This window comes from Microbispora triticiradicis, assembly GCF_005864065.1.
Lineage (GTDB): Bacteria > Actinomycetota > Actinomycetes > Streptosporangiales > Streptosporangiaceae > Microbispora > Microbispora triticiradicis.
In genome coordinates this window covers 469,586-490,918 of the sequence record NZ_VANP01000001.1, presented here as the reverse complement: position 1 = coordinate 490,918, position 21,333 = coordinate 469,586, and the positions used below count along the sequence as shown (strand labels likewise).

General features: G+C 71.3%; 16 protein-coding genes. 7 read left to right on the top strand and 9 right to left on the bottom strand.

The features are described 5' to 3' along the window. Positions 1 to 14 precede the first annotated feature (14 nt). Positions 15 to 1,547: an MDR family MFS transporter gene (locus FED44_RS02330; RefSeq protein ID WP_222867864.1), complete on the bottom strand. Its 1,533-nt coding sequence runs from the start codon at positions 1,545 to 1,547 to the stop codon at positions 15 to 17. A 159-nt stretch (positions 1,548 to 1,706) separates the two neighbouring features. Here FED44_RS02330 and FED44_RS02325 point away from each other — a divergent pair, with 159 nt between their 5' ends. Both FED44_RS02325 and FED44_RS02320 read left to right on the top strand, forming a co-directional pair. Further along, positions 1,707 to 2,918, top strand: a complete 1,212-nt coding sequence (locus tag FED44_RS02325) for a cytochrome P450 (protein WP_111700347.1) — start codon at positions 1,707 to 1,709, stop codon at positions 2,916 to 2,918. Beyond that, a complete protein-coding gene (locus tag FED44_RS02320) occupies positions 2,915 to 3,496 on the top strand; it encodes an NUDIX domain-containing protein (RefSeq protein WP_167521363.1) in 582 nt (193 codons plus the stop codon). Before FED44_RS02325 ends, FED44_RS02320 begins: the two co-directional genes overlap by 4 nt. 4 nt (positions 3,497 to 3,500) lie before the next feature. On the opposite strand, the gene FED44_RS02315 is transcribed toward FED44_RS02320, so the two are convergent. The 8 genes from FED44_RS02315 to wecB form a co-directional block, all read right to left on the bottom strand. After that, positions 3,501 to 5,129 (bottom strand): ABC-F family ATP-binding cassette domain-containing protein, encoded by a 1,629-nt coding sequence (locus tag FED44_RS02315; protein ID WP_138459567.1) that lies wholly within the window; start codon positions 5,127 to 5,129, stop codon positions 3,501 to 3,503. A gap of 13 nt (positions 5,130 to 5,142) precedes the next feature. After that, positions 5,143 to 5,667: a DUF1697 domain-containing protein gene (locus FED44_RS02310; RefSeq protein ID WP_111700349.1), complete on the bottom strand. Its 525-nt coding sequence runs from the start codon at positions 5,665 to 5,667 to the stop codon at positions 5,143 to 5,145. A 96-nt stretch (positions 5,668 to 5,763) separates the two neighbouring features. Further along, positions 5,764 to 7,506, bottom strand: coding sequence for an HNH endonuclease signature motif containing protein (locus FED44_RS02305; protein ID WP_167521362.1), 1,743 nt, complete (start codon positions 7,504 to 7,506; stop codon positions 5,764 to 5,766). Positions 7,507 to 8,111: 605 nt separating this feature from the next. Continuing rightward, entirely contained in the window at positions 8,112 to 8,771 is a 660-nt protein-coding gene (locus FED44_RS02300) for a response regulator transcription factor (protein ID WP_138459565.1), read from the bottom strand. Continuing rightward, positions 8,759 to 10,033: a sensor histidine kinase gene (locus tag FED44_RS02295; protein WP_138459564.1), complete on the bottom strand. Its 1,275-nt coding sequence runs from the start codon at positions 10,031 to 10,033 to the stop codon at positions 8,759 to 8,761. Before FED44_RS02295 ends, FED44_RS02300 begins: the two co-directional genes overlap by 13 nt. Before the next feature lie 42 nt (positions 10,034 to 10,075). Next, positions 10,076 to 11,017 carry a CPBP family intramembrane glutamic endopeptidase gene (locus FED44_RS02290; RefSeq protein WP_111700353.1) on the bottom strand — a complete coding sequence of 314 codons (942 nt, stop codon included), beginning with the start codon at positions 11,015 to 11,017 and terminating at the stop codon, positions 10,076 to 10,078. 209 nt (positions 11,018 to 11,226) lie between these two features. After that, positions 11,227 to 13,296, bottom strand: coding sequence for a glycosyltransferase family protein (locus tag FED44_RS02285; RefSeq protein ID WP_138459563.1), 2,070 nt, complete (start codon positions 13,294 to 13,296; stop codon positions 11,227 to 11,229). Between the two features lie 83 nt (positions 13,297 to 13,379). After that, the gene (gene wecB, locus FED44_RS02280) at positions 13,380 to 14,507 is read right to left on the bottom strand and encodes a non-hydrolyzing UDP-N-acetylglucosamine 2-epimerase (RefSeq protein ID WP_138459562.1); all 1,128 of its coding nucleotides are present in this window, start codon (positions 14,505 to 14,507) and stop codon (positions 13,380 to 13,382) included. 56 nt (positions 14,508 to 14,563) lie between these two features. Here wecB and FED44_RS02275 point away from each other — a divergent pair, with 56 nt between their 5' ends. The 5 genes from FED44_RS02275 to FED44_RS02255 all read left to right on the top strand — a co-directional run bounded on the left by FED44_RS02275 (position 14,564) and on the right by FED44_RS02255 (position 21,307). Next, positions 14,564 to 16,231 (top strand): glycosyltransferase family 4 protein, encoded by a 1,668-nt coding sequence (locus FED44_RS02275; protein WP_111700356.1) that lies wholly within the window; start codon positions 14,564 to 14,566, stop codon positions 16,229 to 16,231. A 98-nt stretch (positions 16,232 to 16,329) separates the two neighbouring features. Beyond that, the gene (locus FED44_RS02270) at positions 16,330 to 17,592 is read left to right on the top strand and encodes a nucleotide sugar dehydrogenase (RefSeq protein WP_138459561.1); all 1,263 of its coding nucleotides are present in this window, start codon (positions 16,330 to 16,332) and stop codon (positions 17,590 to 17,592) included. 14 nt (positions 17,593 to 17,606) lie between these two features. After that, positions 17,607 to 18,695: a glycosyltransferase gene (locus tag FED44_RS02265; protein ID WP_182872994.1), complete on the top strand. Its 1,089-nt coding sequence runs from the start codon at positions 17,607 to 17,609 to the stop codon at positions 18,693 to 18,695. A 62-nt stretch (positions 18,696 to 18,757) separates the two neighbouring features. Beyond that, the gene (locus FED44_RS02260; protein ID WP_138459560.1) at positions 18,758 to 20,593 is read left to right on the top strand and encodes a DUF4434 domain-containing protein; all 1,836 of its coding nucleotides are present in this window, start codon (positions 18,758 to 18,760) and stop codon (positions 20,591 to 20,593) included. A gap of 39 nt (positions 20,594 to 20,632) precedes the next feature. After that, positions 20,633 to 21,307 carry an NUDIX hydrolase gene (locus tag FED44_RS02255; RefSeq protein WP_111700359.1) on the top strand — a complete coding sequence of 225 codons (675 nt, stop codon included), beginning with the start codon at positions 20,633 to 20,635 and terminating at the stop codon, positions 21,305 to 21,307. Positions 21,308 to 21,333: the final 26 nt, after the last annotated feature.

Below are 21,333 nucleotides of genomic sequence, written 5' to 3'. Positions count from 1 at the left end.
GCCGGGGCGCTCGGTCAGTCGAACGACAGCTCCGTCGTACGGCGGGGCATGAGCAGCAGCGCGCCGACGCTGAGCACGGCCACCACGACGAGCGCGACGAAGATGTGGTGGACGGCGTCGTACAGTGCGCCCCGGACGAAGGACGCGGCGGCCGAGTGGGCCGCCGCGCCCTGGGCGTTCAGCACCAGGCTCGTGGCGTCGAGGCTGTCGGGCAGCCGTCCCGCCGCGGAGTCGGCGAGGGAGGCGGGCGGGTGGGCGAAGCGGTCCGACAGCGTCGCGTTGGAGATGGCGCCCAGCATCGCGGCGCCGACCGTGCTGCCGATCGAGCGGGAGAACATGTTCGTCGCGGTGACCACGCCGCGGCGCTCCCAGCCGACGACCGACTGCACGGCGACCATCGTGGGGCTGGCCGACAGCCCGAGGCCGACGCCGACCACGAAGCAGGCGGCGGCGACCTGCCAGATCATCGCGTTCCGGCCGAGCAGCGCGCACAGCACGGTGCCCGCCACCACCACGACGATCCCGATCAGCGCGGTGTCACGGAATCCGATGCGCATGTAGAGGCGGCCGGAGAACGTCGCCGCGAGCGGCCAGCCGATGGTGAGCGCGGCCAGGGCGAAGCCCGCCACCAGCGCGCCGGTGCCCAGCACCCCCTGCGCGTACGTCGGGACGTACGACGTGAGCCCGATGGTGAGGGCGCCGACGCCGACGGAGACCAGGTTGCCGCCGGTCAGCGTGCGGCGGCGGAACACCCACAGCGGCAGCACCGGCTCGGCCGCGCGGCGCTCGGCGAGGACGAAGGCGGCGATCAGCAGCACCCCCGCCCCGAAGATCAGCAGGCTGGGCGCCGAGTTCCACTCCCAGGCCACTCCGCCCTCCAGCAGGCCGAGGATGAGCAGCGAGGAACCGCCGGTCAGCAGCACGGTGCCCAGGTAGTCGATCCGGTGGGAGCCGCGCTCGACCCGCTCCTCGAACCGGCGGGCGAGCACCCAGGCGGCCACCGCGCCGAGCGGCAGGTTGATGAAGAAGATCCAGCGCCAGGAGACGTACTCGGAGAACACGCCGCCGAGCGTCGGGCCGACGACCGCCGAGATGCCCCACACGCTGGCGAGGTAGCCCTGGACCCGGGCCCGTTCCTCGACCGAGTAGAGGTCGCCGGCCATCGTGATGCTGATCGGCTGCACCGCACCGGCGCCGATGCCCTGGATCGCCCGGAACGCGATCAGCGCGGGCATGCTCCAGGCCACCCCGCACAGCACCGACCCGAGCAGGAACGCGGCGATGCCGAAGAACATCACCGGCTTGCGCCCGAAGACGTCGGCCAGCTTGCCGTAGATGGGCACGGTGACGGCCTGGGTGAGCAGGTAGATCGAGAACAACCACGGGAACTGGGAGAACCCGCCGAGGTCGCCGACGACCGAGGGCACCGCGGTCGCGATGATCGTGCTGTCCAGCGCCACCAAGCCGGTGCACAGCATGATGGCGGCGAGGACGGGACCGCGTTCCGACCGTAGCCCGATGCCCTTCGATGTCGTCGTCGTGGTCACGGATGAGACTCCCTCAAGAACGCCCTCGGCACAGCGGTTTCGTCATGCGCAACTGTCACCGTATGGCAGAACATTCCGGGCCTGTTGACGGGCCAGGCGACATTTCGTACGTTCCGCGTAGGCCGCCCCCGGGGCGCCCCAGACCGGGAAGGGGTTGCGATGGCCACCGAGCCGAGTCCAAGCGGGGGGCCGGACATCGTGCCGGGTCCGCTCGCCACGCCGTCGCCGGAGCTCGCCCGCAGGCGCGAGTCGGGGCCACTGGAGCCGGCGACCATGCCCAGCGGCGACCGCGTCCCGATGGTCGTCCGGTACGAGGACGTCCGCGCCCTGCTGGCCTCGCCCACATCCAGCCGCAATCTCCGCCTTCCCGGGTTGCCGCGGTTCGTGAGCGGCGTCGGCATCGACGACGACCCGGACGCGCTGGTCAACCAGGATCCGCCGGAGCACACGCGCTACCGGCGGATCATGCACGGCACCTTCACCCCGCGCCAGATCGAGCCGTGGCGTCCCCGCATCGCGAAGATCGCCGAGGATCTCCTCGACGGCCTGGGCGACGACTTCGACCTGGTCCAGGGATACGCGCTGCGGCTACCCGCCCATGTCATCTGCGAGATGCTCGGCGTGCCGATCGACGACTACGAGCAGTTCGTCCGGTGGACGGACATGTTCCTGACCACCTCCACGGCCGACGGGCAGGTGCGCCAGGAGGCCTACACCGACTTCATGGCCTACGCCGCCGAACTGGTCGCCCGGCATCGCCTCTCGCCCGGGCAGGACCTCATCGACCTGCTCATCCAGGCCAGGGACGAAGGCGACCGGCTGTCGGAGGGCGAACTCGTCAACACCGTCTTCTCCCTGATCACGGCCGGGTACGAGACGACGGCCTCGATGATCGCCCGTGGCGTGTTCCGATTGCTGCTGCACCGGAGCCAGTGGGACGAACTGGTCGCGGACCCCGCCCTGACGGCCACCGCCGTCGAGGAGGTCCTGCGCTTCGACGGGCCGCCCGCCAACGCCTTCATGCGCCGCGTCACCGCGGACACCGACCTGCCCAGCGGCCCGCTGAGCGCGGGGACGGTCGTCATGCCGAACCTGAACGCCGCCAACCACGACCCGCGGGCGTTTCCCGAGCCCGGCCGGTTCGACATCCACCGCTTCACCGGCCACCCGCCCAACCCGCATGTGGCGTTCGGGTACGGCCCGCACCGCTGCCTGGCCGCCAGTCTCGCCAGGGTCGAGCTCACCGAGGCGTTCAGAGCCCTGGTCACCCGGCGCCCGGACCTCCGCCTGGCCACCCCGCCCGAGTCGGTGAAGTGGGCCGACGGCCTGGTCCTGCGGCCGGTCGCCCTGCACGTCACCTCGGAGGGATGAGACGGTTCCCGGCGCGGCACCGATCCGTGATCAACGTCGAGCCGGCCGGTGCTACCCTCGCGAGCGTGGCGATCAGGAACTCCCACTGCTCCTTCTGCGGAGCGGCCTACGCGCCCGGCCTGCCCTGGCCGAGGACCTGCGAGGAGTGCGGCAACACCGGCTATCTCAACCCCCTGCCGGTCGCGGTCCTGGTGCTTCCGGTGGACGGTGCGCGTACGTCTGGCCTTCTCGTGGTCCGCCGGGCGGTCGAGCCGCACCGCGGCCTGCTCGCCCTCCCCGGCGGCTTCATCGACATCGGCGAGTCCTGGCAGCAGGCCGCCGTGCGGGAGGTCCGCGAGGAGACGGGCGTCGTCGTCGACGTGGCCGGAGTGCGGCTGTTCGACGTGCTCAGCGCGCCCGACGGCACTGTGCTGATCTTCGGCCTCGGGCCGCGCACAGCCGCGGACGCACTCCCGCCGGTCGTCCCCACCGCGGAGACCAGCGAGTGGCTGGTGATCGACGCCCCTCAGGAGCTGGCGTTCCCGCTCCACACGCAGGTCGTGGCCCGCTACTTCGGCCGTGAGGCTCAGCGGCCGTAGCGGTTCAGTCTTCGCGGACCCGGCCGGACTCGACGACGACCCGGCGTGTCGTGTGGACGGCCTTCAGCATGCGCCGGTCGTGGGTGACGAGCAGCAGAGTCCCCGTGTACGAGGCGAGCGCCGACTCCAGCTGCTCGATCGCGGGAAGGTCGAGATGGTTGGTGGGCTCGTCCAGGACGAGCAGGTTGACCCCACGGGCCTGGAGGAGAGCGAGCGCCGCCCTCGTGCGCTCACCGGGTGACAACGTGGCCGCCGGGCGCAGCACGTGGTCGGCGCGCAGACCGAACTTGGCCAGCACCGTGCGGACGTCGGCGGGCGGCAGGTCGACGAGCGCGCCGAACGCGTCGAGCAGCGGCTCGTCGCCTTCGAAGAGGGCGCGGGCCTGGTCGACCTCGCCGACGACCACCCCGGGGCCGAGCGTCGCCGTCCCCTCGTCCGGGGGCACCCGGCCGAGCAACACGCCGAGCAGGGTGGTCTTGCCCGAGCCGTTCGCGCCGGTGATCGCGACCCGGTCGGCCCAGTCGATCTGCAGGTCGACGGGCCCGAGCGTGAAGGCGCCACGTCGCGCGACCGCGCCGCGCAGCGTCGCGACGACGGCTCCGGAGCGGGGCGCGGCGGCGATCTCCATCCGCAGCTCCCACTCCTTGCGCGGCTCCTCGACGACCTCCAGCCGCTCGATCATCCGTTCGCTCTGCCGGGCCTTGGCCGCCTGCTTCTCCGTCGCCTCCGTGCGGAACTTCCGTCCGAGCTTGTCGCCGTCGGTGGCCTTGCGGCGCGCGTTCTTGACGCCCTTCTCCATCCAGGCGCGCTGGGCCCTGGCCCTGGCCTCCAACGAAGACCTGGTGTCGGCGTACTCCTCGTACTGCTCGCGTGCGTGCCTGCGGGCGACCTCGCGCTCCTCCAGGTAGGCGTCGTAACCGCCGCCGTACGCGCGCACCTGCCGCTGGGCGAGGTCGAGCTCGACCACCCTGTTCACCGTGCGGGCGAGGAACTCACGGTCGTGACTGACGACCACGGTCCCGGCGCGCAGTCCCGTCACGAAGCGTTCGAGCCGGTCCAGGCCGTCGAGGTCGAGGTCGTTGGTGGGCTCGTCGAGCAGGAACACGTCGTAACGGCTGAGCAGCAGCGCGGCCAGCCCCACCCGGGCCGCCTGCCCGCCGGACAGGGACGCCATCTCCTGCTCCGTGCCGACCGTGAGCCCGAGGTCGGCGGCCACCTCGGCGGTCCGCTCCTCCAGGTCGGCGCCACCGAGGGCGAGCCAGCGATCGAGGGCCTCGGAGTACGCGTCGCCGGGATCGCCGCCGACGAGCGCCTCGGTGGCCGCGTCGAGGGCCCGCTGTGCGGCGGCGACCCCGGTACGGCGGGCGAGGAAGGCGGCGACGGTCTCCCCGGGCCGCCGTTCGGGCTCCTGCGGCAGATGGCCGACGTTGGCGGCGGGCGGGCTGAGCCGTACGCTGCCGTGCTCGGGGGTGTCGAGGCCGGCCAGCAGGCGCAGCAGCGTCGACTTGCCCGCGCCGTTCACCCCCACAAGCCCCACGACGTCCCCGGGCGCGACGACCAGATCGAGATCCGTGAACAGGACGCGGTCGCCGTGCCCGGCGGCGAGTTCCTTCGCGACAAGAGTGGCGCTCATCAGGACACCGACCCTACTGGGTGGCGAGCGAGAGCAGGCGGGTGACGGTGTTCCAGTTGCGCATGGTCGCCGGGCCGGTCGAATGCTTCTCCAGCAGCGGCGGCAGCTTGGGACGCCGCAGCCCGTCGGGGAAGTAGACGTAGAGCTCCCGCTCGCCGATCCGCATCTCCTCCGGGGCGTACGCCGCCGGGTCGATGCTCGCCAGCCCTTCCCGGTCCGGCGGCCGGGCCAGGAAGACCACGGCGAACCGCGCGGGGTCCCTGACCTCCAGGGGATTGCGCTCCACCACGCCGCGAAGCTCCTCAGCCGTACGGAGGATCACCGTAGTGGACAGGCCGAGCTCCTCCTGGAGCCCGCGCTCGATCGCGGCGGCGATCGAATCGGCGTCACCGTCGGCCGTGAACAGGGCGTTTCCACTGCGCAGGTGCGTCCGCACGTCCCCGTACCCGAGGCGGTCGAGCAGTGCCCTGAGATCGGCCATCGCCACCGCGGTGGCGGGATTGACGTTGATACCACGCAACAGCGCCACGTGACGCATCGCATCGCCTCCTTCCGGCGGGAGACTATCGCCCGATCATGTCAACAACCGTCAGGTATCAGGCCGCGACGTCGGCAGCCATGGTCCCTTTCTCCGTCATGTCCTCGCTCGCCGGGCGGTGCGGGTGGTGCGGGGGTTGCGGTAGGTGAAGGCCCAGCGGTCGGCTCCGATCTTGCGGCGGGTGTAGCGGGTGGGGTGGCGGTAGCGGTCGCGGTTGTGGAACTGGCACGCCGGCCCGAGCAGCTTCAGGTCGGTCAGCCCGCCGCTGCACCAGTCCTCGGCGTGGTCGATCTGGCACATCGTCGCGGGCAGCGGGCAGCCGTCCACCCAGCAGGTCGCATACCGGGCGAAGACCGCCCGCCGCTGCGCCGGAGTCGCCAGGCGGACCTTGCGGCCCATGTCCAGGACCTGCCCGGCAGCGTTGATGACGACCCGGACCAGGGTGCTGGTGCGGGCCAGCCGGTGCACGCCGGCGACGGGCAGCAGATGCCCGGTCGCCAGGATCAGCCCCGGCAACCCCCGCAACCACACCCCCGGCGGACTGTTGCCCCCCAACCCTGGCGGAGCGTCGGCTCCCACCCACGACGGGGTGTCGTACTCCCCATCCGGCGTGTTGCTGGGTTCCGGCCCCGGCCAGGCGTCGTTTCCCGGCCAGGCGTCGGCTCCCGTCCTTGGCGTCCCGCTCGGTGTCGCACCCGGCGTGAAGGCATGCCGGTAGTCCCCTGCCGTGCAGTCGTCGGCAGGGCAGTCACCGGCGGGGCGGTCCTCATCGGGGTAGCCGGACGCACGTCGGTTTCCAGTGCAGTTCCGGCCGCCGCCCGGCTCGGCGTGCTCGTCGCCGTGGGCCGAGTCGGAGTGCGGCTCGGCGACGTTCGGGCTGCCCGTGGCCGAGCGCTCCGTAGCGGGACGCTCGTCGCCGCAGGTGGGAGCATCCACGCCAGGGTCCCGGCTGACAGGCGCGTCAGCCCAGTGCTCGTCGCCCCGCATCGGCGCATCGCTCCCGAACCGGTCACCGTCGCACTCGGGTATGTCGCTTTCGCAGCGCCCGCTGTCACGCCCCGGAGCATCACCGGCGCGGGGTCCGCTGCCGGGAGCCGTCGCGGGGTCGTCGGGGAGGGATTCGGCGTTGACGAGCACCAGGAGCTCGGTGGCGATCTTGTTCTCCAGGAGCGCGATCAGCGCGTCGGCGTTCCGCACACTCGGCGTGCGGTCATCACCCTCGGCCTTGGGCTTGGCGTAGACGTCGAGCCAATGCTGCAACCGCGCCGCGGCCTCCACCGGCAGGTAGAACTCCCCTTCCACACCGCCGTTCCTGCGCCTACGAATCCGGAATAACCGGCGGTCGAAGTCCGCCTGCTCGTCCTTCTCGTGGCCGTCGGGGTCCAGCACCGCCCGCAGAAATCGCCCCGCCTTGGCCACCTCCGCCGCACCCGCCGATCTCGCCAACTCCAGCAAGATCCGCTCGGCGGTGGTCGCCTGGTCGTCGGTCAGCCCGGAAGTGGCTATGCAGATCGCCTCCACGATCCCCTCGGGCAAGCTGCCCTCTGCGAACAGGCGGCGCACCTCGTGCAGGCGGACCAGCTCCATGCTCATCGTCAGCAGACGGCCGGCTCCCGCAGGGGTCATCCCCCCGGCGGAACGCAACCACAACTTGGTGGAGGCGTGCCCATGGTTCTTCGCCTCTCCGGCCCGGTGAACGCGGCCGACGCGGGCGGCCAACGCCGAAGTGATGCGGTCGCGGGCCGACAGCAGCTCCTCGGCCTCAGCCAGGCACACCTCCGCCGCCTCAGGCACCGGCACCAGCGCCACCGCCCGCGCCGCCTCGACAACCGCCGCCACCGCCACCCACGACGACGACCCAGCGCCAAAAGCGCAACCACGAGCACCGTCGGAAGCACCGCCGGAAGCAGCACCGGCAGCGCCACCGGGGGCGCTTTCGGCCGCGCTTCTCCGGGGTCCGGCGTCCCGGGGCCCGTCAGCGTCCCCGTGCTCGTCGGCGTCAGCGGCGTCGTCGGCTGGGTTCGCCGGGATCTCACGGGCCGGCCTGGGGGTGGAAGTGCCGCCACCTGCGGTAGTGAGGTTTCCGCTCGCGCTGTCCTGGGAGCGGCCGCCGTCAACAGCATGGTTCGGCGCGACGGCAGCGTGGTTCGGCGCCACGACGGCAAGGTTTGGCACGACGGCAGGGCGAAGACGCGAGTCTTCGGCGCCGGGCTCGGACGCAGGAGGGTCATCCGAGGACCAGAAGGGCGGGCCGTCGATGATCCTTGCCCACCAGGGATCAGCCGGAGGACGAGGGGCTGGCATGTCGAACGTCGGAGACTCCATGCGCACCTCCTCCCACCGCCCCTGCGATTCGAACTCTTGCCCTAATCCTTTCATCACTCTCTGTATAGAACAAGCCGCCGTGACAATTACCTGGAGTCACAACAAGTGTGTGTACGACGTCAGCCGCGGCGCTGGGTCTCCTCCAGGTAGCGCAGGACGGCTGTGACCCTCCGGTCCGCCCGGTCGGTGGGGGCCAGGTCGAGTTTGGCGAAGATGCTGCGGATGTGCTTGTGGACGGCGCCTTCGCTCACGAAGAGCCGTTCGGAGATGGCGGTGTTGCCCAGTCCCTCGGCCATCAGGGCGAGCACGTCGAACTCCCGGGCGGTCAGCCGTTCCAGCCCGCTGTCGGTGCGGGTGCGCGTGAGCAACTGCGCGACGACCTCGGGGTCTATGGCCGTGCCGCCCTCGGCCACCCGGTGCAGGGCGTCGAGGAACTGGTCGACGCGGCCGACTCTCTCCTTGAGCAGGTATCCGAGCCGGTCGGTTCCGCCGGCGAGCAGTTCGGTGGCGAACGCCTGCTCGACGTAGGCGGACAGCACAAGCACGGCCAGGCCGGGCTGACGGCGCCTGGCCTCGACCGCCGCGGCGATGCCCTCGTCGGTGTGGGTCGGAGGCATCCGGACGTCGACGATGGCCACGTCGGGCCGGTGGGCGTCGACGGCCGCCAGGAAGGAGTCCGGGGAGTCGGTCGTGGCCACCACGTCCAAGGACTCCGCGCGCAGCAACAGCGCGACGCCTTCACGCAGCAGCGGATCGTCCTCGGCTATCACGATCCGCATGACAACTCCACTTCGAGTGCGGTCGGCCCGCCGGGTGGGCTGGTCAGGGTGAGACGGCCGTCGTGCGCCTCGACCCGGCTGCGGATGCCGGTGAGCCCGGAGCCGTGCCGTTCGTCCGCGCCGCCGACGCCGTCATCCTCGATCCGCAGGGACAACCGGTCGCCTTCACGCCGTACGGTCACCGTGGCGTGCCGGGCCCGGCTGTGCTTGGAGATGTTGGTGAGTGCCTCGGCGGTCACGAAGTAGGCGGTGGCCTCGATGGAGGCGGGGCACCTGCCGAGCGCGTCGACGTCGACCCGGCAGGGCACACCGCAGTTCGCCGCGAGCCCGGCGAGCGCGCCGGCGAGCCCCCGGTCGGCCAGCACGGGCGGCAGGATGCCGCGGACGACCGTACGGAGCTCGGCCAGCGCCTGCTCGGCGGTCTCCTGGGCGCGTTCGAGCATGTCCTCCGCGTCCGGCCGGTCACGGGCCAGCGCGCGGCGGGCCGCGCCGAGCATCACGGTGACCGCGACCAGCCGGTTCTGCGCCCCGTCGTGCAGCGAGCGCTCGATCCGCCGCAACTCCGCGGCGTGGGCGTCCAGCGCCGCCGCGCGGGTGGCCGACAGCTCCGCGATCCGCAGAGACAGGTCGACGTCGGCGGTGGGCGCCAGGAGCCGGCGTCCCGGCCACGCCTGCAACCGGGCCATTCCCGTCCCCAGCACCAGGAAGCAGGCGGCCATTCCCACGCCGAGGATCGCGACCGCCATGGCGCCGGCGTCGTCGCGCACGTCCCAGAACACCAGGGTCGGGGTGGGATCCTCCGCCGGCAGCGCCCGCCACCACAGCGGATACGTGATGTTCTGCACGGCGTTCAGCACCATGGTCAACCCGGCCACGCCGAGGAACAGGCCCAGCGTGCCGTGCGCGAGGATCCAGCACAGCTCCCGACGTACGGCCCGATCGGCGAGCGCGGCGCGTGCGCCGGCCGGCGCGGGCCCCAAGGGGACGATCTCCGGCCCCCAGCGGGACAACCGGTCACGCTCGCGCTCGGCGACGGACCGTACGACACGCGGCACGGTGGGCAGCAGGAGCAGGCCCACACCGATCACGCAGGTCAGTCCGGCCACGACGAGCCACACCAGAGCGGCGAGCGCCAGCAGCGCCGTGCTGAGGCCGCCGACGAGGTGTTCGAACGCGTGGAAGACGTCACGGGCGCGTGCGGCGACACCCCTCCGATCGTTTCGCCGGGTGTCGGCCGGTTCCGGCTGGTGCGCCGCCATCATGCACCCCCCTCGGGCCAGAGAGCTTAGAACAGGAATCGTCGATCAAGCAGCGTTCAGCTCCGCCTGGGCGAGCTCCGGCGTGTGTTCCTCGGCCGGACGGTAGCCGAGGCGGCCGCGGGTCGCGATGAGCAGCACAATCGCCGCCGTGGTGGCCGCGAGCAGGGTGACATGGCTCGCCTGCTCGGCGGAGGCGATCGACGGGAACATCTCCCCGTACGGGAGCGACATGAAGTTGTTGACGCTCACGTGCAGCAGCATGACCAGCGGCAGGCTCTGGCCGGTCCGGTTGAACATCCAGGTGACGACCACGCTGAAGGCGCAGCAGAAGGCGACGAACTCGCCGACTCTCATCATGGTGACGTCCGGCCACCCACCCCACTCGCTCAGGAACAGCGGCAGATGCCAGACGCCCCACAGCAGGCCGAGGACGGCGGTGGCGCCCAGCGGGCCGAACCTGCGCTGCATGCGGGGCAGGGCGAAGTCACGCCAGCCGGGTTCCTCGGCGAGACCGGTGGTGACCATCTGGATCAGCAGGCTGGGCACGTAGGCGACCAGCACCGCGACGGGCGGCACATGAATGTCTTCGCCGGAGAGCGCGAGAGAGGCGGCGATGATGGCGGCGGGGACCCCGAGGACGGCCACGAGATACCAGACCCAGCCGACCCGCCACTTGGTCATCCTCCGCAGCCACCGGCGGACGCCTTCCTTGCCGTCCGCGACCCTGGTCACAATGTACGCGGCGAAGATGGGGCCGAGATAGGCGCCGGGCAGCACCCCGGCGAGCTGCGTGCTGCCGAGTAACCGGGGGAAGGCGAAGTCCCAGACCGCCAGGCCGGTCGCCGAGAGGATGTAGGGCACCCAGGCGACCCAGCTCATCAGGTTGGCCAGGACGAAGAAGCTGATCAGCGGATGGTTGCGGATGAAGCCCCGAAGCCCGCTCTGACTCGTGTACCGCTCGGCCTCCGGCCGGCTGTCGACTGCCATTTCACTCTCTCCTGTGGGAGTGCTCTACTGACAGTGATCAGCACACCAGCCGCAGGCCCTCCCGGTCGCTCCCGCGTACACCCCAATGGAGGTACAGCCAGGGGTACCAAGGAGAGAACGACCAGGTCAGAGCGTCGTCCGTGAGACGGAGAGAGGGTCGCGGAGCAGGCCCGGAGGCGAACCGCGGCCCTCTCTCCGGACGAGTACGTTCAGATGAGCACGTGCGGCTCGGGGTTGCCGGCGAAGCAGAACTGGGCGTTGCGGGTCAGTTTGTAGTCCGCGGCCTGCCAGGTGTGGGCGGTGGCGTCGGAGCCGCGCATGTAGATGAAGTTGTAGCGGTCGGCCGAGTAGATCCGTACGCCCTCTTCCTTGCAGCGCCGTACGAGCCGGGTGTCCTCGCCCGCGTTGACCGGCTCGAACGGGAACGCCCGCAGCAGGTCGGCGCTGGCCAGGATCGTCGCCCCCTGGATGAGGTGGGCGTAGCGGTGCTCCAGCCCGGGCAGGCGGAAGATCGTGACGTTCTGGTCGGGGAAGTAGGTGTAGTGGGCGCCCTTGCCGACCATCTCGGCGTCGGCGTAGTCGAAGGAGCGGACCAGGTCGGACAGGTAGTGCTCGCCGTAGATGTTGTCGTCGTCCATCTTCGAGATCAGCTCGCCGTCGGCGTGGGCGATGCCGTGGTTGAGCACCTCGCCGAGCGTCCAGGACGGGTCGGCGGTGAGCACCTTCACGGCCGGGATGCCCGCCGCGAGCGCCTTGTCGCGCACGACCGCCGGGTCCTCCGACAGGCCGTGCATGACCAGCACGAGCTCAAGGTCGCGGTGCCGCTGCCGGGCCACCTGGGTGATCGCGTGTTCGAGCTGGCCGGCCCGGTTGGTCGGCAGCACGACGGAGATCGACCGCGAGCGCGACACGACCGGCAGGCCGAGGTCGGTGAGGATCTGGTCGACCCGGTGGGAGAACAGGTGCTTGTCGAACACCTCGCGCATCGCCAGGTGCCCCTGCCGGGCCCGCAGCTCCGGGCTGTTGATGAAGTAGATCGCCCGGTTGTACGCCTCCTCCTGCGAGTGCGCGACCGGGATCAGCGGGCCGAACGTCTCCTCGATGGCCCGCGACCACCCCGACAGCACGGTGGTCGAGCAGGCCGACAGCTCGAAGACGCGCCGGGCGCACATGGTCGGCGAGTCGATCACCGAGTTCACGTTCAGGAAGACCTTGTACATCTTGTACGCGGCCAGCATCTGCTCGTACGGCAGTTCGCCGGCGATGTGGGGGCGGTACTCCTCCGGCCAGGCGTACTTGTCGGCGACCGTGCCGTTCCTGGCGAAGATGTGCAGGCCGAGCGGGCGTACGGGCGCGAGGATGGTCTCCATCTGCTCGCGCCGCTCGGGGTGCTTGTCGCGGAAGTACATGCCGGCGAAGACGACGTCGTACGGCCGGCCCTGCTTGGTCTGGATCGGGTTGTGGATCCGCGGCTGGGCGGCGAACTGCAGCACGCCGACACGGTCATGACCCAGCATCTCGCGATATTTCGGGATCATGTCGCCGTCGCACGTGTACACGTGGTCGAACAGCTTGGCCGTCTCGATGAAAAAGTCGAAGTTGGGCGGGTCCTCCTTGTTCCAGAAGACCGTGGGGATGCCCTCCTCCCGGCACCAGGCGATCAGGTCGCGCAACTCCTGCTTGGGCGCGTTGGTCCCGGTCATCTGGTAGCGCCAGCGGCCCTGGTTGCCGTGCCAGGCCGACTCGCAGAACAGCATCTCCGGACGCCGCTCCGCGAAGATCTCCCGCCAGTCCTGCAGGCCGAACTCGATCTGGTCCCACTCGTACCTGAACGCCATGCGGGAGAAGTCGTCGAGGATCACCGCGACGCGCATGTCGGGCCGTACGACAGGGCCGTCGGGCCACTGGAGGGTCGGGATCTTGACCTCGGGACCCCGCGCCTCGGCCGCGGCGGCGACCTCGATCGCGGACGGCGGCGCCTTCGGCGCCTTCCTGCCGTCCTTCATCGCCTTGCTGAGGTCGCGGGGCAGCCGGACGATCTTCTTGGGCTTGGCCGCGTTCGTCAGCACCTGCGCGACCCGGTACGGCTTCTGGGTCTGGGTGGCCTGGAGCCGCCAGAGCGCGTAGTCGGCGCGGGCCTCCTGGTAGGCGAGCCGGTTCTCCAGGTCGCGGATGCGCGCCTCGTACTGCTCGACGTGCTTGCGCTCCTCGGGCAGCCAGTTCACCGGCCCCAGCCGCTGGAAACGGGGCTCTTCAGGAGTCTCGTCGGTCTCAGCCATGCTTCCCCCCTCGAAGGAAGAGTCATCGTACGGCTGTCGCCGCCGCCTTTATGCCGAAATAGGTGATTCAGCCTCGCCGGGCGCTAGCGCGCCCGGCCCTTGGCGGCCGGGGAGAGGTTGTCACCGCGGAGCCAGGCGTCGATGACGCGGGCGATCCTCGGCCCGGCGGCGCCGTCCCAGAGCGGCGGCAGTTCCCCGCTGGGGGTGGCGGCGCCGTCCGCGAGCGCCTTCGACGCGGCGGCGGGCAGCGACGCCGGGGTCACGAGCCGGTTCGTCCCGTGGGTCACAGTGATCGGCCGCTCGGTGTTGGGCCGTACGGTCAGGCACGGGACGCCCAGCATGGTCGTCTCCTCCTGCACGCCGCCGGAGTCGGTCACCACCAGGGCGGCGCCCCGGACCAGGGACAGGAAGTCCACGTAACCCAGCGGGTCCACGATCCGCAGTCCGTCGCGATCGACCAGACCGGCCTCCGCGAGGCGCTGCCGGCCGCGGGGGTGCAGCGGCACGATCACCGGCACCTGCTCGGCCACCCCGAGCACCGCGTCGACCAGTTCGCGGGCGGCCTCGGGGTCGTCCACGTTCGCCGGGCGGTGCAGCGTCGCCACCGCGTACCGCCCGGAGATCCCGAGACGCTCCTGTACGGGCGCGGGGTCGAGCGAGGGCAGCGCGGCGAACAGGCTGTCGATCATCGGGTTGCCGACGAGGTGCACCTTCGCCGGGTCCACCCCCTCGTTGGCGAGGTGCGCCAGCGCGTCCGGCGAGGTGGCGAAGAGCAGGTCCGACAGCGCGTCGGTGACGATCCGGTTGACCTCCTCCGGCATCCCCCGGTCGAAGGAGCGCAGGCCCGCCTCGACGTGCGCGGTCGGCACGCCCAGCTTGGCGCAGACCAGGATCGCCGCGAGCGTGGAGTTCACGTCGCCGTAGACGACCACGAGCGCCGGACGGTGCTCCAGGACGACGTCCTCAAGCCCGGTGAGGAGGGCCGCCGTCTGCCGCGCGTGGGTGCCGCTGCCGACGCCGAGGTTCGCGATCGGCTCGGGCAGCCCGAGGTCGGCGAAGAACACGTCCGACATCAGCGCGTCGTAGTGCTGACCCGTGTGGATGATGCCCTGCCGGACGCCGAGCGCGGCCAGTCCTTTGACGACGGGCGCCGCCTTGACGAAGTTGGGCCGGGCGCCCAAAACGTGCAGGACGAGGGGCTGGTCTCTCATCTACCTCGCCTTTCACCTAACCCTGAGACAAACGTTGCCTATGGTACGGTCGCGCCGTGGAAACCGAGGCCAACAAGCCCGTAAAGGTCGTGTCCGCCGCGTCCGCGAAGGCCGGTCTCGGCGGCTTCCTCCGGGGGTTCGCGCGGAACCCGATCCTCGTCTCCCGCATCGTCGCCAGCAAGGCCAAGTCTGACCCGATGCGGATCGCCCAGGCGGCCGCCGACGCGATGCCGGCCGGGGTGCGCCCGTTCGTCGGCCGCGTCGCCTGGCCCGCCGCCCGCTTCGTCAAGGTCCGTACGCGCAAGATCCTGCAGCGGGCGGCGAAGGGCCCGCTGAAGGAGGCGAAGGCGCACTTCGACGCCGGGCGGATGTCCGAGTCGGTCCGGGTGCTCCAGGCGCAGGCCCGGTGGCCGTTCGTCCGCCGCAGGATCGCCTACTACGAGGGCGAACTCGCGGCGCTGGGCCCGGACCCGATCCCGCCGAAGCCCAAGGTCATCATGGGCGAGCGGGTGCCCGGCCGGGTGCTGCACATGGTCACCAACGCCCTGCCGTACACGCAGGCGGGATACACGGTCCGCACCCACCGCATCGTCACCGCGCAGCGGGCGGCCGGGCTCGACCCGCACGTCGTGACGAGCTGGGGCTGGCCGATGCTCCAGGGGCACACCGACGCCGAGCCGTACGAGGAGATCGACGGGGTCCCCTACTACCGGCTGCTGCCCAAGGACGACGTGCCGTTCGAGACGCAGGGCCGGATGATCCGCGGCGCCGCGGACGTGTCGGAGCTGGTCCGCACCCTCCGCCCGCAGGTCCTGCACGCGGCTACCGACCACCGCAACGGCTCCGTCGCGCTCGCCGTCCGCGAGCGGACGAACACCCCCTTCGTGTACGAGGTGCGCGGCTTCCTGGAGGAGACCTGGGTCTCCCGGGACCCGGCCCGGGTCGGCAGCGAGCGGCACGTCCTCCAGCGGGAGCGGGAGGCGCGCATCATGCGCGAGGCCGACGCGGTCGTCACGCTCGCCGAGACCATGGCCACCGAGATCATGGAGCGCGGCGTCCCCCGGGAGCGCATCTTCCTCGCGCCCAACGCGGTGGACGACTCACTGCTGACCGCCGACTACGACGGCGAGGCGTTCCGCGAGAGCTACGGCGTGGGCCGCGGCGAGATCGTCGTGGGCTCGGTGTCGAGCATCGTGGGCTACGAGGGCTTCGCCACCCTGCTGGACGCCGCCGCGCTGCTGCGTGACGCCGGGACGCCGGTGCGGGTGCTGCTCGTCGGCGACGGCGCGGAGCGGCCCGCGCTGCTCGAACAGGTCGAGCGGCTCGGCCTCAGGGACGCGATCCTGCCCGGCCGGGTCGGCCCGGACGAGGCGCTGCAGGCCCAGGCCGCCATCGACATCTTCGTCTGCCCACGGGAGGACCTGCGCGTCTGCCGCCTGGTCACGCCGCTGAAGCCGGTCGAGGCGATGGCGCTGGGCAAGCCGGTCGTGCTCAGCGACCTGCCCGCGCTGTCGGAGCTCGTCGGCGGCGAGGGCGCCGGTCTGCTGGTGCCGCCAGGAGACCCGGCCGCGCTCGCCAAGGGGCTGGCCGCGCTGCGCGACGATCCGGAGCGCCGCCGGGTCATGGGCGAGGCCGGGAAGGCCGAGGTCGCCGCGCACCGGACCTGGAGCAGCCTGGCCCGGACCTACCGGGGGATCTACCAGTCGCTGACCGAAACCCGGTAAAACGCACGAAGTCCGATGTGTTGCATCAGGCGTGCCTGGTGCCGAGTTGAGATAACCTTTGCCACCATGAAGTGTTGTTTCCGCCCTCAGGCCGTATCGTGACTGCCTTCGATCTCACGATCATCGGGCTTGGATACGTGGGCATGCCGCTGGCCAAGGAGGCCACGGCGGCCGGTCTGCGGGTGGCTGGTCTGGACGTCGACCCCCGCAAGGTGGACGCGCTCAACGCCGGCCGCTCCTACATCGACGACCTGACGGACGCCGACCTCGACGCGATGCTCGCGGCGGGTTTCACCGCCACGCTGGACGCGTCGGTGCTGTCGCGGTCGAGCACGATCGTCATCTGCGTCCCGACGCCGCTGGACGAGGACCACCGTCCCGACCTGTCGGCCGTCGAGGGCGCCACCCGGGCCGTGGCCGAGCGCCTTAAGGCGGGCACGCTCGTCGTGCTGGAGTCCACCACGTGGCCCGGCACCACCGACGAGCTCGTACGGCCGATCCTGGAGGAGTCGGGGCTCACCGCGGGCGACGACTTCCACCTGGCGTTCTCGCCGGAGCGGATCGACCCGGGCAACCCGAAGTTCGGCCTGCGCAACACCCCCAAGGTCGTCGGCGGCTACACCGCGGCCTGCAAGGAGCGGGCGGTCGCCTTCTACGCCCGGTTCGTCGAGCGGGTCGTGCCGGTCAGCGGCACCCGCGAGGCGGAGATGGCCAAGCTTCTGGAGAACACCTACCGGCACGTCAACATCGCCCTCGTCAACGAGATGGCGATCTTCTGTGACGAGCTCGGGGTGAATCTCTGGGAGTCCATCGAGGCGGCCTCCACCAAGCCCTTCGGCTACCAGAAGTTCCTGCCCGGCCCCGGCGTCGGCGGGCACTGCATCCCCGTCGACCCCTCGTACCTGTCGTACACGGTGCGGAAGCTCGGCTATCCCTTCCGCTTCGTCGAGCTCGCTCAGGAGATCAACGAGCGGATGCCGTCGTACGTGGTGGCCCGGGTGCAGCGGCTGCTCAACCGGGCCCGCAAGCCGGTGAACGGCTCGCGCGTGCTGCTCCTCGGCGTGACGTACAAACCGGATATCGCCGACGAGCGGGAGACGCCCGCGATCCCGGTGGCCGAGGCGCTGCTGGAGCTGGGCGCGGAGCTGTCGTTCTGCGACCCGTACGTGAAGGAATGGTCGGTCGAGGGCAGGGCGATCCCCCGCGAGGAGGACCTGTCGTCGGCCGTGGCCGCCGCGGACGTGGTGGTCCTGTTGCAGCAGCACGCGGCGTTCGACCTGGACGTGGTGGAGGACCAGGCCCTTCTCGTCCTGGACACTCGTGGCGTGCTCGCCACGAGCGAACGCGTCGAGCGGCTGTAGGAAGGGTCCGCGCCGTGCACGTGCTCGTCATGACGGTGGTGCATCACCCCGAGGACGCCCGGATCCTGCACCGGCAGATCCGGGCACTCGTCGATGCCGGTCATGAGGTCACGTACGCCGCGCCGTACACCGCGCGGGGAGTCGTGCCGCGCTCGTGGGTGACCGGAGTCGACCTGCCGAGGGCCGCCGAGCGGCGCCGCCTGTCGGCGGTGCGGGCGGCCCGCAAGCTCTTCAAGAGCATGCGCGGGAAGGTCGACCTGGCGCTCATCCACGACCCCGAGCTGCTGTTCGCCGTCGCCGGGGTGCGCAAGAGCCCGCCGGTGGTCTGGGACGTCCACGAGGACACCCCCGCGACGCTGTCGCTCAAGCCGTGGCTGCCGGCGTTCCTGCGCCCGCCGACGCGGTTCCTCGCCCGGCTCCTGGAGGGCACCGCCGAGCGCCGGATGCACCTGCTGCTGGCCGAGGCGGCGTACGCGGGCCGGTTCAGGCAGCGGCACCTGGTGGTGCCGAACGAGACCTGGGTGCCCGACAGCGTCAGCCCGCCCGGCGACGACCGGGTGGTCTACCTGGGCTGGCTCTCGGAGGCCCGCGGCGTGCAGGAGGCCGTCGAGGTGGCCCGCCTGCTCCAGCCGCACCGGGTGGCCGTGGAGCTGATCGGCTACGCCGACCCGCAGAGCAGGCCGCTGCTCAACGAGGCGGTCGCGCAGGGCGTGCTGGAGTGGCGCGACTTCATGCCGAACGACGAGGCGCTCAAGCGGCTCGACGGCGCGCTCGCCGGGCTGTCGCTGCTGCACGACGAGCCCAACTACCGCCACTCCATGCCCACGAAGATCGTGGAGTACATGGCCCACGGCATCCCGGTCATCACCACCCCCTCGCCCCGGGCCGTCGAGCTCGTGGAGCGTTACCAGTGCGGCATGGTGGTCCCGTGGCGGGACCCGCAGGCGGTGGCGCGCGCGGTGCTCCAGCTCAGGGACAACCCGTTCGAACGGCGCGGCACCGGCGGGCGCGGCTACGCCGCCGCGCGGGCGCATCACCACTGGCCCAACTCGGCGCGTCGTTTCGTCGACCAGCTGGAAGCGTGGGCCGGCGTCAAGAGCTGAAGCCCCGGTGAACACTTCGGCGTGACAAGTTCGACGAACGACGGGCGGGTAGTGTCCTGAAAGTGCGCTGGCTCACCTTCATCCTGGGTGTGGCGATCCTCGCGGGTGTCGCGTCCGTCGTGATCGTCCTGCGGGACGGGAGCTCCGATCCCGGCGCCGCCGGGGCCGGGCGGACCCTCTCCGCGGCGACCGAGAGCCCCAGCCCGTCCCCCGCGCACAGCGAGTTCACCGACCCCTGTGGCACGTTCGACACCGCCGCGGCCACGCCGTACGCCGTGCGGGGGTACTGGCTCATCCCGACCTCGGACCCGTGCACCTGGCGGCGTCAGCTCCAGGCCATCCACCGCCTCGGCGGGGACACCGTCGTGCGTCTCGGCTTCGGCCTGTCGCCGCGCCAGACGGACGACGACGGGCAGGTGCTCCAGCCGGTGGACGACAAGGATCGGGAGAAGACTCCGCCGCCCGACAAGCGGTACGCCGTCTGCGTGGAGAGCGGGCTCAGCTGCATGAAGGCGGCGGAGCAGGAGCTACGGGCCGCGAACCCCGGCAACCGCATCAGCTGGACGTACGTCTACCGCACCGACGAGCAGTTCGGGCCCGGCATCTTCCGCTGCCCACAGGTGGAACGGAAGATCGTCGTGAACGGCGACGTCTTCTACCGGCTCATCGCCCCCGAGGACGGCTCGGACGACCCCACCTGCGACTTCACCACCAAGGGGCGGGCCTACCACCTGATCCTCGTCTCGGCGGGCGAGCAGGACAGCCTCAGCGAACTGCTCGACCTGGGCGACCGGTTCGGCATCAGGGTCTTCCCCGCACTGCCCCTCGCGCCGCGCGACCCGGCCGAGTCCACCCGCGCCGACCCCCGGCACATCGGCACGCTCACCACGCTGACCCGGCGGATCCTGCAGGACTACGGCAACCGCTTCGGCGACCGTCAGTCGCTGGGCGGCGTCTACCAGCCGTTCGAGCTGCAGCTCAGGGACTGGCCCGACCCGGGCAAGGTCCAGACGCTCCAGGTGTACGCCGAGCAGCACCGGATCGTCGAGCAGGAGCTGCCCGGCAAGCCCATCCTGGTCAGCCCGTACATCGACAGCCGCAGGCGGCTGAAGTACACCTCCACGCCGGCGCAGGTCGCCGCGGGCTTCAAGGCCCTCGCCCGGACCGGGGTGGAGATCATCGCCCCGCAGGACGGCCGGGGCACGGGCAAGGTCGGCCTGTTCTGGCCCAACTGGAAGAACAAGCCGGTGGACGACCGCCTCAAGCCGGTCGTCGGCGAGAGCACCTACGCCACGGCCTACTACGGCGGCACCCGGGACTACTACCGCGAGATGTCCAAGGCGCGGGCGGAGCTGGCCGAGGAGGGCGTGGAGGTGGAGCTGTGGGCCAACGTGGAGGCATTCGAGCCGTCCTCCACCGAGAACTGCGGCCGCCAGGGCACCCGGGGCAGGACCGACAAGCCCCGGCTCGACACCCAGGTCACGCTGGCCGGGCCGTACGTCTCGAAGATCATTTCGTACATGTGGAGCGACTTCTTCACCTGCGGCTCGCCGTCGCTGTCCGAGGAGATCGCGGAGGACTGGGACCGGCCGATCCCGGTGGAGGCGCAGCGGCGCGAACGGCAGATCCAGGACGGCCTGGAGATCCGCGGCTACCACCTCGGCGACGCGAAGGTCACGCTGAGCTGGCCGGGGCTGAACACCCCCAGGGTCGTCGACTCGGCGACGGTCGGCTGGCACGACGGCACGCCGATCCCGGGGCTTCCCGCGGGCACCGAGCAGATCTGGATCCCGGTGGACTGGGCGACGGTGCCCGGCGGCGTGTGGGTGCGGGTTGAGGTCACCTCCGCCGACGGCCGTAAGTCGGCGGAGCCCGTCTACTACCACAACACCGGCTGAGACACCGGGCAACCGGCCGCGTACTGATAGCGTTCGCTCATGATCCCGCGCATCCCGGTCAGCGTGGATCTCGTCGTGCTCACCGTCAGGTCCCAGCAGCTGAGCGCCCTCGTCTGGCGGCGCGACCGGCCGCCGTACGAGGGCAGGTGGGCGCTCTCCGGCGGCTTCATCAAGCTGGAGGAGGACCTGCCGGCCGCCGCGGCCCGGGTGCTCGCCGAGCGGGCGGGCCTGCCCGGCGCTCCCGTCCATCTGGAGCAGTTGCAGACCTACGGCTACCCGGACCGCGACCCCCGTCAGCGGGTGGTCAGCGTCGCCTACCTCGGCCTCGCCCCCGACCTGCCCGCGTCCACCGAGGCCCACATGAGCTGGCAGCCGGTGGCGGAGCTGACGGAGATGGCCTTCGACCATCGCAGGATCATGCTCGACGGCGTGGAGCGGGCGCGGAGCAAGCTGGAGTACACCTCGCTCGGCGCCGCCTTCTGCCCGCCGGAGTTCACCGTCGCGGAGCTGCGCCGCGTGTACGAGATCGTCTGGGGCCGCCCGCTCGACCCCCGCAACTTCCATCGGAAGGTCACCAAGACCGAGGGCTTCCTGGTGCCCACCGGGCGCACGACGACCCGGGACGGCGGCCGGCCCGCCATGCTGCACCGTCGCGGCCCCGCCGTGCTGCTGCATCCCCCGATGCTCCGCGCCGGCGCCGCCGCCCCCCAATAGCCGCACAGTAGCCGCCGCGGCCTGAT